At 51.7% G+C, this 14109-nt stretch carries 11 protein-coding genes; 3 read left to right on the forward strand and 8 right to left on the reverse strand.

Going from position 1 to position 14109, the window contains the following annotated elements:
• On the reverse strand, positions 1 to 267 hold a 267-nt coding region (locus MED297_RS07950), incomplete at its 3' end, for a pyruvate kinase (RefSeq protein ID WP_237613422.1).
• 466 nt (positions 268 to 733) lie between these two features.
• On the opposite strand from MED297_RS07950, the gene MED297_RS07955 reads away from it, so the two are divergent.
• The 3 genes from MED297_RS07955 to MED297_RS21170 all read left to right on the forward strand — a co-directional run bounded on the left by MED297_RS07955 (position 734) and on the right by MED297_RS21170 (position 3622).
• Positions 734 to 1198: an RrF2 family transcriptional regulator gene (locus tag MED297_RS07955; RefSeq protein ID WP_008043896.1), complete on the forward strand. Its 465-nt coding sequence runs from the start codon at positions 734 to 736 to the stop codon at positions 1196 to 1198.
• 173 nt (positions 1199 to 1371) lie between these two features.
• A complete protein-coding gene (locus MED297_RS07960; protein ID WP_008043898.1) occupies positions 1372 to 2697 on the forward strand; it encodes a hypothetical protein in 1326 nt (441 codons plus the stop codon).
• A gap of 157 nt (positions 2698 to 2854) precedes the next feature.
• Positions 2855 to 3622 (forward strand): methyltransferase, encoded by a 768-nt coding sequence (locus MED297_RS21170; protein ID WP_083779378.1) that lies wholly within the window; start codon positions 2855 to 2857, stop codon positions 3620 to 3622.
• A gap of 60 nt (positions 3623 to 3682) precedes the next feature.
• Here MED297_RS21170 and acnB read toward each other — a convergent pair whose 3' ends face one another.
• The 7 genes from acnB to MED297_RS08000 form a co-directional block, all read right to left on the reverse strand.
• Positions 3683 to 6268 (reverse strand): bifunctional aconitate hydratase 2/2-methylisocitrate dehydratase, encoded by a 2586-nt coding sequence (acnB, locus tag MED297_RS07970; RefSeq protein ID WP_008043902.1) that lies wholly within the window; start codon positions 6266 to 6268, stop codon positions 3683 to 3685.
• 351 nt (positions 6269 to 6619) lie between these two features.
• Positions 6620 to 7273, reverse strand: a complete 654-nt coding sequence (gene queE / locus MED297_RS07975; protein WP_008043904.1) for a 7-carboxy-7-deazaguanine synthase — start codon at positions 7271 to 7273, stop codon at positions 6620 to 6622.
• Positions 7270 to 9843, reverse strand: a complete 2574-nt coding sequence (locus MED297_RS21175; RefSeq protein WP_008043905.1) for an EAL domain-containing protein — start codon at positions 9841 to 9843, stop codon at positions 7270 to 7272. Before MED297_RS21175 ends, queE begins: the two co-directional genes overlap by 4 nt.
• Before the next feature lie 161 nt (positions 9844 to 10004).
• A complete protein-coding gene (locus MED297_RS07985) occupies positions 10005 to 10742 on the reverse strand; it encodes a hypothetical protein (RefSeq protein ID WP_008043906.1) in 738 nt (245 codons plus the stop codon).
• Between the two features lie 9 nt (positions 10743 to 10751).
• A complete protein-coding gene (locus tag MED297_RS07990; RefSeq protein ID WP_008043908.1) occupies positions 10752 to 11984 on the reverse strand; it encodes an SAM-dependent methyltransferase in 1233 nt (410 codons plus the stop codon).
• Positions 11981 to 12811, reverse strand: coding sequence for a DUF1365 domain-containing protein (locus tag MED297_RS07995; RefSeq protein WP_008043910.1), 831 nt, complete (start codon positions 12809 to 12811; stop codon positions 11981 to 11983). The genes MED297_RS07990 and MED297_RS07995 overlap by 4 nt, the downstream gene beginning before the upstream one ends.
• Complete coding sequence (locus MED297_RS08000) at positions 12804 to 14105, reverse strand: NAD(P)/FAD-dependent oxidoreductase (protein ID WP_008043913.1); 1302 nt, start codon at positions 14103 to 14105, stop codon at positions 12804 to 12806. Before MED297_RS08000 ends, MED297_RS07995 begins: the two co-directional genes overlap by 8 nt.
• Between the last annotated feature and the right edge of the window lie 4 nt (positions 14106 to 14109).

Genomic DNA, 14109 nt, shown 5'->3' on the forward strand with positions numbered 1-14109 from the left:
GTTTGGCCGGGCTTCAAGCAGCACATCACCATCTTCCAGAGACATGGTGCGGATTTCAGGGCCTTTAGTATCCAGCAAAACGGCAACTTTCTTGCCCAGTTCTTTGGATACTTCACGGATGTTTTGGATGCGAGCACCGTGCTCATCGTAATCGCCATGGGAGAAGTTTAAACGCATGACGTTCATGCCAGCCTGAACGAGCTTAGCTAACATGTCTTTTGATTCAGAAGCAGGTCCGATCGTACAAACAATCTTGGTCTTTCGCATCTTGGGAGGCCCCTCGTGTGTGCAGATAAATCCGAAGTATGGATCATTACTCAATAATCGGTGCAGAACACTACCATATTTTCTCATTTTTTCACTACGCCAAGTCAATATTTTGGTAAAACTACTACTTGACAGGCTTTTTGTTAGCGAATGAATTTGAATATGTAGCCGTCATGCTGGCTACAAATTCGACAAAATAACCGTAAAATCCTCTTATTTCGGGTAATTGTCCATAAAATCCTCAGTTGTTCTCTTGGGGGCGGTTGCTGGCAAAAATGTAATTTAATTACATAATTTAGTAACGAGAGTCGGGTTCGACCTCGTGGCCGCCTGTGAGTGGGTGACGAATGCTGGAACCCGGCCGATAAAATGCGTATTTTAAATGCGTAAATATGGCTTGGGAGCCTCAATTCCGCTAAGGTGTGACGTTGCCCATTCCAATAATTATATCGACGGCAAGCGACCTATGAAGATCAACAGTTTTACCAACTATTCGTTTCGTATTCTGATTATGCTGGGGGCTAACCCGGGTCGGACCATTCCATTGTCAGAAATCGCCAGCGCTTATGGGATCTCCATTAATCACCTGAAAAAGGTCGCTGCGCGCCTGATTGAACAGTCTCTCGTGGATACCGTACGCGGGCGCAGTGGTGGTCTGGTGTTGAAAAAGGCACCTGAGGATATCCGGTTGGGCGAGATTTTCAGGATTTCACAGACAGACACGGCGTTTGTTGAGTGTATGGATGCAAGTTCGGAAGGGTGTGTCATATCACCCGTGTGTCGCTTGCAGGGGATCTTCCAGAAGGCACTGGCCCAGTTTATCGACACCATGGATGGGTACACGCTGGCAGACCTGGTCGAAAATAAAGACGATATTAACGTCCATCTGAATCTTATTCCTGTCGTTGATGCCAGTCAGAACGCATCCTGACGCGTCGCTTGTCTGGCGCAGAATGGAACCGTTCGTATCAAACCGGTCCGGTAATTGAGCAACCGATCACGTTTTTGAAATCCCCGAACGGGAGATGGGCGATGCAAAATGCCAGTGTTCAGCTTACTATGGGCCATTAGAAGAGTTTGACGCAATCGGGAGTAGCGCAGTCAATGAAAAAGTTTTTAGCGGTCGTGTTGGTCGGTGGTCTGTTGGCCGTGGTTGCCGGCTATTTTGGGATGCAATGGCGAGTGCAGAAGGTCGCTGACGATGTGTTGAGCTCGTTATTTTTTGTCGATGCATCCTATCAGGACGTCGGAATCGATCTGAATGGCAACATCAACGTTAATAATCTGGAAATCTTTGTTCCGGCTACTCAGACCAATATCAGTATTGCAGGAATCCGGTTCAGCACCGGCAGTTTGCTGAACACAGTGCTGCTAGAAAAACGTTTTAACGATGGCAAGCTGCCTGAAAACCTCAGTCTGACCATCAACAGCTTTTCAGCACCCCTCGATCGATCGATGATGTCGTCACTTGATGCGTTTTACGAGCCCGATGTCGCCTCTCAGATACAAGCACTGGGCTGTGGCCGAACGGTGGCGTTTGGCCCTGAAGCCTTGTATGACATGGGGCTGGGCTATCTGACTTTCGATCTGACCATGGGCTATCAATATAACCCGGGGTCTGATGAGTTGACGAGTACGACCGATCTTTACATCGATGGTGTCAGTAATCTTCGGATGGATCAGACCTATATTGGGTTTGGCAGTGTCATGTCAGATTATCGCAATGTGCTCACTGGCTTTAATCCGGAGTCATTGACGCCGGTAAGCCTGTCGGTCGATCTGGTTGATTTGGGCTTTAATGCCTTGCGCAATGACTACTGTGCCGAACAGGCGGGACTGTCCGTCGCAGAATGGCAAGATCTGCATTTAGGGATGGTTGCCGAAGCGATGGATCAGGTCGGATTGTCGTCAGATGTTGATCTGTTAAAACTGTACTCCGATTTAACGGCGCAGCGGGTCAGGGCGTCGTTGAGTTTGCGACCGTTGCCAGGTTTCAATATGGCAGACTTGGCCTTCTACGATACCGCACAGTTGCTGAATGTGCTGGATCTGGTTTTGGTCGTGAACAACGAAGAAGTGGCCGTTTCCGAGTTGTCCTGGACCGATGGCGGGCTGGAAAATCTCGATCTGGCTGAGTTGCGCCGGGCGTTCCGGGTCGGCACAGAAGATGAGGTGTCCACGACCGCTGAGTCATCCGAACCGGCATCGTCACCTCGGCGTATCTTAACGGAAGTGCCGGTGTCATCACTGGAACAACATGTGAATCGGAATATCCTGATCGAACGTCGTGATGGGCAAACCTTTTCGGGTGAGCTGATTCAGGTGAATGGTAACCGAGTTGTGATTCGGACCCGTTTCTCATCCGGTTACACCGATCTGCCATTGAATCGAAGTGAGTTTTCAACGGCTAAGCTTTACCCGGAAGACTGATCCGGGCTGAGTGCTATCAGTCTCTTTTGTATAAGCCCGGATTGCCGGGCTTTTTTGTGTTTGTGTATAGAAAAGACGATTAACCTGATTGTTTCAATGTCAGTCGTCGATCCGGCAGTTAGTTTTTGCTGAGTAGTGTTGGAATAGGCTGAAGAGCATGGCGTACGTGAGTTTTGATGGGTTGGTAGAGCGCTTTCGCGGACAAATTTATGGGTCGCGAAAAGGGCGATTGCGGATGCGGCTGGTGGATGCGTTGTATCGAAAGGTTTTGCCGCTCGATCAGCTGGAAAACTGGAAGGTTTTGGATGCCGGCGGCGGTCTGGGGCAGATGAGCCATTGGTTTCTGGAGCAGGGCGTGACTTCGGTCGATTACCTGGATGTTTCCGAACAAATGGTGACCGCGGCCACTGAGTCACTTCAGGAATATTATGAGGCTGGGCAGTTAAATGCGTCCGTTGGATCTGTGACCGATCTGAGCGAATGGCCGTCTGACTATGACTTCGTTAATGTGCATGCCGTCCTTGAATGGTTGGAAAAACCTGAAACGGTGGTTCCGATACTGTGCGATCGGGTTCGGCCCGGTGGCTATCTGGGGTTGATGGTTTATAACCGACACATGTTAATGATGCGGCACATGATGAGAGGTACGCTGAAGCGGGCGATGTCGGGCAACATGGCGGGCGATAAACGCGGACTGACGCCTATTTCACCGATGGACCCGCAAGCCGTAGCGAAAGACCTGCAGGCTTGTGGTATGACCATTCTCTGCCAAGCCGGTATTCGCAGCTTTTCGGATCTGACCGAGAAGGCAGTCTTAGAATGGTACACCGAAGAGGCAGTTTTTGACGCCGAGCAGGCGTTATGTGAGCAGCGGCCTTATTGCGATCTGGGACGTTACACCCTGTTTATTGCCCGGAAAAGCTAATACTCGGGCATAAAAAAGCCCTGCAGTGGCAGGGCTTTGTTTTGTCAGCTCAGTTCAGCATCAGGCTGAGGCGATTACCGAACTGGCAGCATCGGTGAACTCTTCCATCTGATCAAAGTTCAGATAACGGTAGATTTCACCGGACATGCTGTTCAGGTTATTGGCGTACTCAAGGTACTCTGCCGGAGTTGGCAGTTTACCCATCACGGCAGCGACCGAAGCCAGTTCCGCGGAGGCCAGGTAAACGTTAGCACCGGCACCCAGGCGGTTCGGGAAGTTACGGGTGGACGTTGAAACCACCGTCGACTTATCCGCCACTCGTGCCTGGTTCCCCATGCACAGTGAGCACCCTGGCATCTCAGTACGTGCACCGGCACGACCGTAGATGTTGTAGTAGCCTTCTTCCATTAACTGGTGTGCATCCATCTTCGTTGGTGGTGCAATCCACATGCGAGTTGAGATCGACCCTTTGTGGTTATCCAGCAGTTTACCCGCGGCACGGAAGTGACCGATGTTGGTCATACAAGAACCGACAAAGACTTCATCGATCTTGTCGCCGGCAACCTCAGACAGCAGTCGGGCGTCATCCGGGTCATTCGGTGCGCACAGAATCGGCTCTTTGATGTCGGCCAGATCAATTTCGATGACGTGTTTGTACTCGGCATCGGCATCGGCTTTCATCAGGCTTGGGTTTTCCAGCCATTCTTCCATGGCCTTAGCCCGACGCTCCAGCGTTCGCTCATCGCCGTAGCCGTTCGCAATCATCCAGCGCAGCATGACGATGTTGGATCGCAGGTACTCAGCGACTGAATCTTCTGACAGAGAAATGGTACAACCTGCGGCAGAACGTTCCGCCGACGCATCAGACAACTCAAAGGCTTGTTCAACAGTCAGGTGTTCCAGACCTTCAATTTCCAGAACGCGACCAGAAAACTCGTTCTTCTTACCGGCTTTCTCAACGGTCAGCAGGCCTTCTTTGATGCCGTAATACGGAATCGCATGAACCAGATCCCGCAGCGTAATGCCCGGCTGCATTTCGCCTTTAAAGCGCACCAGAATTGACTCTGGCATGTCCAGTGGCATCACGCCCGTGGCCGCTGCGAAGGCAACCAGACCGGAACCGGCCGGGAATGAAATGCCCATTGGGAAGCGGGTGTGAGAGTCACCACCGGTGCCGACAGTGTCCGGCAGCAGCATGCGGTTCAACCAGCTGTGAATGATGCCGTCACCAGGACGCAGTGAGACACCGCCACGGTTCATGATGAAGTCTGGCAATGAATGCTGCGTATCGATGTCGACTGGCTTCGGATAAGCGGCGGTGTGACAGAACGATTGCATGACCAGATCGGCCGAGAAGCCGAGGCAGGCGAGGTCTTTCAGTTCGTCCCGGGTCATAGGACCGGTCGTATCCTGAGAGCCGACGGTGGTCATCTTAGGTTCGCAGTACTGGTTTGGACGTACACCTTCGACACCGCAGGCTTTACCGACCATTTTTTGAGCCAGTGTGTAGCCTTTGTCGCTTTTCTCGATATCGCCTGGTCGTTTGAAGACTTTGGAAGGCTCAAGCCCCATGGCTTCACGCGCACGGTCGGTCAGACCACGACCGATGATCAGCGGGATACGGCCGCCGGCACGAACTTCGTCAAGAATAATGGTGGTTTTCAGTTGGAACTCGGAAATGACTTCGCCGTCCTTTTCCACTTTACCTTCGTGTGGGTACAGATCGATGACATCGCCCATTTCCATTTTGGAAACATCCAGTTCGATCGGCAGCGCACCGGCGTCTTCCATAGTGTTAAAGAAGATGGGCGCGATTTTACCACCGAGGCAGAAGCCGCCAAAACGTTTGTTCGGTACGTTTGGAATGTCCTGGCCGGTGTACCACAGAACGGAGTTGGTGGCCGACTTACGGGAGGAGCCGGTACCGACCACATCGCCAACCAGTGCCAGCGGATGACCTTTTTCTTTGAGCTTGTCGATCTGAGCGATCGGGCCGATTTCGCCATCTTTGTCAGGCGTCAGGCCGTCACGTTCCATTTTGTACATCGCCAGCGCGTGCAGCGGAATGTCGGGACGAGACCAGGCATCCTGTGCGGGTGACAGGTCATCGGTGTTGGTTTCACCAGAGACTTTAAAGACGGTCAGGGTGATTTTTTCAGGGACTTCCGGCTTGTTCAGGAACCACTCGGCGTCTGCCCAGGACTGCATGACGGTTTTTGCCGCGCTGTTGCCGGCATCGGCTTTTTCTTTCACGTCGTGGAACGCATCGAAGACCAGCAGCGTGTGCTTCAGTTCTTCGGCAGCCAGATCGGCCAGGTCAGCATCGTCCAGCAGGCCGATCAGGGTTTCGATGTTGTAACCGCCCTGCATGGTGCCGAGAAGCGCGACAGCTTCTTTACGGTCAATCAGCGGGCAGGTTTCTTCGCCTTTGGCGATGGCAGACAGGAAGCCGGCTTTCACATAGGCGGCTTCGTCCACACCCGGTGGTACACGATTGACCAGTAGGTCTTTGATGAAGGCTTCTTCACCCGCTGGAGGGTTTTTCAGTAGCTCAACCAGTTCAGTAACCTGTTCTGCCGTCAGTGGCTTTGCAGGAATACCCTGTGCAGCGCGTTCTTTTTCGTGAGTACGATAAGCTTCTAGCACGTTTGGATCTCCATTGTCGTTATCAGGTGGTCTGGCAACACGGTAATGGGTGATGTATTGGTCTGGTTATGATCAGGTCTTCTTGTATAACCAGCGGAAATATCCCATTGCCGCATTGTTGAAAAAATGGGTCGACCTCTATTGCTCTCTCTATGGTCGGGTAACCGTGTCTGCGTAAAAAAAGCAGAGACCTTTACTGATGTTGGAGTTTAGTGAATGCGACGCGGAAAGTTAAGGAAAGTGGGGTAAATCTGGCCGATAGTTGTTATTTATTTGGTGAATGTTTTCGCAGCGATTATTCATTTGTGTGAATTTTGCACGCAGTCTCAAGAATCAGCGAATGGGCGTGGTTTAATCGATGTTAAGCACCTTATGAGTTTGCAGTGTCAGCCGCCATTGCGGATGTTCAAGACAGTACTGGACGCAGGCTTGAGTATTGTTGTTTTGTGCCGGGCTCAACTGTGCTTGAGTCCAGTCATTCAGCGGGCTCAAAAAGCGGTGCTGGGCATGGATGTGGCTGAACCGTTCCGGTTGGGCGTCAGCCTGAGGAAACACCAGTTTGAGTTCGTCGCAGGCCTCAATCACAACCTCGGCAGAGCCTTTTGGGCTGATGCAAACCCAATCCAATGAGGGTGGCAAAGGCAGCGTACCGTTTGACTCCACCGCGCATTCAAAGCCGACATCGTGCAGCGCAGCGATCAGCGTTTCATCGAGCTGCAGAGCCGGTTCACCGCCGGTAAAAACAACGAACCGATGCGCCTGATCCGCTGGCCAGAAATCAGCAATCCGCTGCGCCAGTTCACGAGCCTCGCGGAACTTGCCGCCATTTTGACCGTCTGTACCGACAAAATCGGTATCGCAAAAACGGCAGATTGAGGTCGCTCGGTCTTTTTCACGACCATTCCAGAGATTGCAGCCAGAAAAACGACAAAAAACGGCCGGACGCCCGGTATGGAATCCTTCGCCCTGAAGGGTATAAAACATCTCTTTTACGCTGTAGGTCATTCTGGTTCGCTGATTTGAGTTTTCAGAAGGGAGGCGAATTCTACATTTTTAAGCGGGGGAGAGTACAGATAACCCTGAAAAACCTGGCAACCCAGCTCGCGCAGCAGGGTGAGCTGATCTTCGGTTTCTACCCCTTCTGCGACGGTGTTCAGCTTGAGTTGGTCAGCCATGGCAATGATGGTGCGGACGATGGCGGTATCGTTGGCATCATGTTCGATGTCGCGGACAAAGGACTGGTCGACCTTGAGCACATCCAATGGCAATCGTTTGAGATAGTTCAGATTGGAGTAGCCGGTACCGAAGTCATCAATTGAAAAGTGAATGCCCATTTCGCGCAGCTCTTTCATGGCCGCCACTGTGTGATCGATGTTATCAATGATCATGCCTTCGGTGATTTCCAGATCAATCAGGTAAGCTGGAAGATCATGTTCGTCCAGTACGGTACGTACTGTGCTGACGAAGTCGGCTTGCCGGAACTGCTGTGGGCTGACATTCAGGCTCAGGCGAAAATCCTCCCGGATCAACCCTTCTTTGCGCCAGTCTGCCAGCTGAGCGGCGGCCAGCTCGATGACCTTCTGCCCGACCAGCGGCATCATTTCACCGTCTTCAAGTAGCGGGATGAATTCGCCGGGTGAGACCATGCCACGAGAGGGGTGGGTCCAGCGCAGCAACGCTTCGGCGCCCAGTATTTTTCGGTCCCGGGCATCAACCTGTGGCTGAAAGACCAGATGAAACTCATCTCGGCGCAGCGCGTTGCGGGAGTCTTCTTTGAGTTCCAGTAACCGCTCGCTGGCTTCGGCCATTTCTTCTTGGAAGAGGATGATCCGGTTTTTCCCGGTTTCCTTCGCCCGATACATGGCCATGTCAGCATGGCTGAGCAGTTCAGAGGCGGTAAGGCTGTGATCATGGAAAAAGGCTAACCCCAAGCTGGCACTGACGATCAGTTGGTCACCCTGAGTCTGAAATGGCCGTTTCATGGCGTCCATCAGTTTAACGGATCGATCGTGTGCGATGTCGTACGCTTCCTGTTCTGTTCTTCCCAGATCTGTCATGCAGATGACAAACTCATCCCCGCCCAGTCGGGCAACCGTGTCCACTTCCCGGAAGGCATGTTTCAGGCGCTCTGCTACATCGGCCAGGACGGCATCGCCGGCGAGATGGCCTTTGGTGTCGTTAATGGTTTTAAAATTGTCCAGGTCCACAAAAATCAGTGCACCATACTGTTTGCTGCGCTGGGTTCGCAGCAGTGCCTGGTCCAGCCGATCCAAAAACAGGTGTCGGTTTGGCAAATCAGTCAGGGCATCATGGTAGGCAAGGTGTTGGATGTGTTCCTGATGCAGTTTGCGTTCAGTAATGTCGACCCCCACGCTGAGAATCGCTGGCTGGCCCTTGTACTGGATGCTGAGTTTGCGCATTTCCAGTGACAGATGATGACCATCTGGCAGACGCCAGGATATTTCCGGCAGTAGAACGGCCTGGTTGGATTCCACCGCTTCCTGATCGGCTTCTTCCAGTAATTGTCGCGTTGCTGGCGATAGGGAGTCGAAAATGACGTTGTAGTGTTCCGGCTTTAAGTAGTCATCGGGGCTCAGACGATAGCTTTTCAAAAACGCCTGATTCGCCAGCAGCGGAACACCGTCCAGCGTTTTTACGTTAATCAGGTGTGGCAGGCTTTCAACCAGCGTGTTCAGGTTCTGGTAAGACTGTTCGGCCTCCTCAAGCGCCAGTTCGTTTTCTTTAATCAGAGTATCGAGCTGTTGCAATTGATGATTAATGGTGTCGGTCAGTGAGCCAATCTCATCGTCCCGATGGGCATAGATCAGCTGGAGACGCTGACCTTCCGTGGGTGATGTCTCAATAGCTTCCAGCTGTTGGGTTAGATTCGCCACCGGTTGAGTGACGACCCGATTAAACAGGTACACCAGGACGGAGGTTAGCAGGCTCACCTCAATGACGTTCAGTATGAGTCGCATCCAGGTTGACTGCATCAGATCTTCAAATGGCAGGTGGTAGTTATAACGGATGGCTAACTGGCCGGTCAGGTCCGGAGTTTTGTCGGACAGCGGCAAAGGTATGTTGATGGTACGGATCGGATCGCCGAGCAATGGCTGCAGGTAAGTATGTCCCCGCTCGGTCATCTGGCTTCGCTGACCGTTTGCAATGACGGTACCGTGTTCATCAAGCAGTTGAACCTGCTGCACATAGCTATTTAACAGCAGGCTTTCGACCAGTTGATCGGCAAGGCCATAATCGTAAGTGAAGACAGCATTGGCGGCTGGCAACCGAGTGGAAGTGATCATGCGTTCTAGGTCAAGCGCAACCGTGTCTTTATGTTGCTGGATTTCCAGCGTTAACTGAACACCAGTGACCAACACGCTCAGCAACAGCGCGGTTAGCAGGCCGGCCGTGGCAAGTCGGACCGACAACCGGCTGGATGTCAGTTTTTTTAGGGAGCGGGTGGCTTTCATTCGGCGCTCTGATTCGGGTTCCGGAAATTGGGACTGCTTTTTCACCAACGCACTACCGGGAGCTGCCGGGGTCTGCATGGTCAGTTCGTTGTCTCGGAGCATCAGCGTCTGCAGACAGCCACTGACAATCCCCGTTATTTAAGCAGTGTTTGCCTTTTATTTCCAATGCCGACGGCTATTCATGACGGCAAACTGACGTTAGTCGCAGCATTAGAGCAAGTCGATGGGTCTGAAGGGGTTGGGCGGTTTGCCCATTGCGTCGCTTATTGAGCCTTCGCCGGGGACGTTAGTGTGGTCGCTCCGGAAATCATGTTTTCCGGGTACTGATAGGTGATCACGGCGTTGTACAACTTGCCGTCGCCATCCGGAACGTTGGTTAAGCCTTCATAGCTGACCAATTGCAGGGTTGGAATGTCATACGTTAAAACAATGGGGTTAACGAGTCGGGACAGTAAAAAGTTTTGTAACCTCAGCTCCAGGGTCAGCCGGTTTTGGGATTGGTCTACCGGAACGATCGTCAGGGGAATAAAGGTAGCGCGTCCGGCGGACAAAAATTGGAAATCGACGTCGGACCCTGAAACCAAGGTGTCGAAATGCTGCTGAATGAAGTAATGGAAGCCGCCATCGATCGCAAAAGATGCTTCTGGTAACGCCAGCTGAGTCTGTTGTTGTCGATCAATGACGATCTGATCGCTGATGATCCGGACTTTTTCTGTGTAAGGGCGCTGACGAAAGTCGACCACATAATCTGGCTGGCTCAGCCGATTGTACGTCAGTGTCTTCTCACCCAGCAGTTCACGGTCGGCACTTACATATTCGACGATTTCGGATAGGGGTTGGCCGTCATCGTCGAGCGTCAGACGATGAACTTCCTGATAAAGCGCCTGGCCGGTTTCAGGGTCAGAGGCCTGTCCGTAAAAGGTCAGAGTATCGGCAATGACGACCCCGCCGGTGGTCATTGCAATCAGAAATACCACGATCTTTTGCCATCGCGCGTTCATGTCAGTAACTCAGTAATTAAACGATTTTTTGGCACCGGACTTACTGAAGACAACCTGAGATGTGCCAATGGCTCGCTCACGAAAGCCACCCTCACAGTAAGACAGGTAATAGCGCCACAGCCGGAAGAACTGTCGGTTATATCGCTCATGCGGAAGAGTCGGATAAGCGGCGATAAAACGTTCGTGCCAGTCTTTCAGAGTACGGGCGTAATGCTGCGTTATGTCTTCAAAATGATTGACCGTCATCTGAGTTTGATCGGCAATCTGTCGGGTGATCAGACTGATGCTGGGCAAGTGACCACCGGGAAAGATGTATTTGCGAATGAAATCGACCGATTTACGGTACTGATGATAGCGTTGATCTGGCATGGTGATGCACTGCAGTAGCGCAATACCGTCATCGCTCAGTAACTCGTTGATTTTACGAAAATACCCGGGCAGGTAGCGATGGCCAACAGCTTCGATCATTTCAATGGAGACCAACCGATCAAATTGACCGGTCAGTAAGCGATAATCGGTTTTTAACAGGGTGATCCTGTCGTCAAGGTTTTCGTCGCGTATGCGTTGCTGCGCATAGCGATACTGTTCTTCTGAAATGGTTGTTGTGGTTACCTTACAGCCGAAATGCTTTGCAGCATATATGGCCAGCGAGCCCCAGCCAGTGCCGATTTCAAGCAGGTGATTGTCAGGCCCCAGATGCAGTTTTTCACCGATCCGCTGCAGACGAAACTGCTGGGCCTCTTCCAGCGTACTGTCGTTAGAAGGGTAGATGGCTGACGAATACATCATGCTCTCATCGAGGAACCCTTCGAATAGATCATTACCGAGATCGTAATGTGCCTGAATGTTTCGCCGAGAGCCTTTGATGGTATTCCGGTTCAGCCAATGGGCCACAGACATTCCGGTTTTACGCAGCCACTGTAAAGGCGCGCTTTGAGATTCGCCCAGGTTGGCCGCGAATACCTGAACGACCTTGGTTAAATCGGGAGAGTCCCAGTCGCCTTCAATAAAACTTTCCGCAGCGGCCATGTCACCGCCCGTCAGCATCTCTCGGAATACCCGACCATTGTGGACGGTGACTTCAGCGTGAGGACCTTGACCTTCGGGCTCGCCAAAGGTTTGTGAGGTTTCCTGAAAATTAACTTTGAGGCTGCCATGGCGAAGATGTTTCAGCAGGCTTGAAGCAGCTTTCCAGCTCAGGGTGTACTGTTCCTGGCGGCTGGTGGTGTTGGCAGTCGTCATGATGTCTTTTCCTTTTTCTTTTTGTTGGGGTGCGAATAGAACGGCACCCCTTTCAGCCATAACTTGAGGGCATTCCAATAAATACCGCTTGCAACAGTTACGGTCATCCACGGAAAGCGGATGAGTGTGCTGCGTACCGATGACGGTGTGATTGGCTTTGGTTTGAGCATCAAAGTGGCGTCAAACACCTTCTTGCCATGCTGCCAGTTCTCCAGGTGGATAAGGTTGTCTGGCTGCTCGGGAGTTTTAAATCGCCAGTCGTATTGCATGTTCATCGGATGGAACGGCGAGATGTGGAAATGCTTGTCGAGTTGAAACCGAAAGCGTCCGCGACCCATTCGAAACGGGTTAATTCCGCCTTCGGCGGTGCCGGTGTTCAGAACGTATTGAAAGCGCTCGCTCCAGGGAGTGTTGGTAATTTCCGGCATGATCGCGATCAGTTCATCATTATGGTTAAAGGCATAATAAAAAGTGACAGGATTCATGATGTAGCCGAGCGTGCGCAGGTTTGTCAGCATGCAGACGCGCGAAATTTCTGCGGGTGTGAGTTTGGTTTGTGCGCATATGCGATCGATGACCGCCTCTTTTAAGGGCCGGTCAGGTGGGCCGAAATAATCGGCTCGTTTAAAGGTGCACCAGCCGCGTTTTTCTTGCGTTAATAAACGAGACCGGATACTGATTTCGGCCAACTCATCGAGGTCGAGATACCACATGAACAGCGGGTACTTCAGTACATGCGGTTTAGGGCTGTAGCGTCGATGCCGAACCCAGCCGACCATCAGGCGGCTGTGTTCTTTGGGGGCCGGTATCTCATAGTTCTCAGGCATGGGCTGACTCAGATTCCTTTAGAGGTTTAACCGATGCGGTTTTTTGCACATCGTCGACGACACGTAATGCTGAGTTGACGCCGTCTTCATGGAAGCCATTAAACCAGTAAGCGCCACAGAAATGTGTCCGGTTTTTGTTTCCAATGCGATGATATTGCTGCTGCGCGGCCACGCTGCCCTGACTGAAGATTGGATGGCCATAGTTGAACCGCGCGATAATTTTGTCTTTATCGATTTTTTCAGTTCGGTTCAGCGTAACGCAAAAAGTTACGGGTGCATCGTCAAAGCGCTGCAGGATGTTCATGTTGTAAGTCAGGCTGGCCGGTGCGTTTTTGTCATCGGACAGGTGATAGTTCCAGGCCGCCCAGGCTTTGCGACGTTTTGGTAACAGGCGTTCGTCGGTGTGTAAAACCACTTCGTTTTTAGAGTAGGGCAGAGCCCCGAGGATGGCGTGTTCGTCTTCAGTTGGGCTGTCGAGCAAGGCTAAAGCCTGATCGCTGTGACAAGCGAAAATCACTTCGTCGAACGTTTCTTCGGGTTTGTCCTCGAACTGCACAATCACATGTTCGGGATTACGCACGACGCTGCTGATCCGGGTGTTGGTATGGACTCGATCCCGAAACGGCGCTATCAGTGGGTCGACATAGGCGCGAGAGCCCTGGTCCAGTACATACCATTGCGGACGGTCTTTAACTGAAAGCAAACCATGGTTTTTAAAGAACCGAACGAAGAACAGAGCCGGAAAGTCCAGCATGTCAGCTTCACCACTGGACCAGATGGCCGCGCCCATGGGAACAATGTATTTGTTGATAAACATGGAACCCATGTTGAGCTGTTTAAAATAATCTCTTAACGTCAGCGAGTCGTCTAACTTGCCTTGCTCCAGATCTTCAAGACTTTGTTTATTGAACTTCAGAATATCCCGGATCATGCCGTAAAAACGCGGAGAAAGGAGGTTGCTTCGCTGGGCAAAAAGGGTATCGAGATTGTGACCGTTGTACTCAAGGCCGGTTTGCTCATCGGTGACTGAAAAGCTCATTTCAGTCGGTATGCGCTTAAGGTTCAGCGGCTCGATGAGTTTATTGAAGTTGTGATAGACCCAGTCGTTGTAGACAATAAAGCCGGTGTTGACGGGGAAAGTTTTTCCGTCAATGACGACGTCATGAGTATGAGTGTGACCGCCAATGTAATCATTGCTTTCATAGAGCTCTATGTCGAAATCTTTATGGAGATAACGGGCGGCGGTCAACCCGGAGATGCCGCCACCGATAATGGCGATACGTTTTTTGGTCATGTCG

This window comes from Reinekea blandensis MED297, assembly GCF_000153185.1.
Lineage (GTDB): Bacteria > Pseudomonadota > Gammaproteobacteria > Pseudomonadales > Natronospirillaceae > Reinekea > Reinekea blandensis.

What these genes read in the sequence shown, in the direction of transcription:
- MED297_RS08000 (WP_008043913.1), bottom strand. Translation starts at nt 14,105, where the DNA reads ATGACCAAAAAACGTATCGCCATTATCGGTGGCGGCATCTCCGGGTTG.
- MED297_RS21175 (WP_008043905.1), bottom strand. Translation starts at nt 9,843, where the DNA reads ATGCTCCGAGACAACGAACTGACCATGCAGACCCCGGCAGCTCCCGGT.
- queE (WP_008043904.1), bottom strand. Translation starts at nt 7,273, where the DNA reads ATGACCTACAGCGTAAAAGAGATGTTTTATACCCTTCAGGGCGAAGGA.
- MED297_RS21170 (WP_083779378.1), top strand. Translation starts at nt 2,855, where the DNA reads ATGGCGTACGTGAGTTTTGATGGGTTGGTAGAGCGCTTTCGCGGACAA.
- MED297_RS07960 (WP_008043898.1), top strand. Translation starts at nt 1,372, where the DNA reads ATGAAAAAGTTTTTAGCGGTCGTGTTGGTCGGTGGTCTGTTGGCCGTG.
- MED297_RS07995 (WP_008043910.1), bottom strand. Translation starts at nt 12,811, where the DNA reads ATGCCTGAGAACTATGAGATACCGGCCCCCAAAGAACACAGCCGCCTG.
- MED297_RS07990 (WP_008043908.1), bottom strand. Translation starts at nt 11,984, where the DNA reads ATGACGACTGCCAACACCACCAGCCGCCAGGAACAGTACACCCTGAGC.
- MED297_RS07955 (WP_008043896.1), top strand. Translation starts at nt 734, where the DNA reads ATGAAGATCAACAGTTTTACCAACTATTCGTTTCGTATTCTGATTATG.
- MED297_RS07985 (WP_008043906.1), bottom strand. Translation starts at nt 10,742, where the DNA reads ATGAACGCGCGATGGCAAAAGATCGTGGTATTTCTGATTGCAATGACC.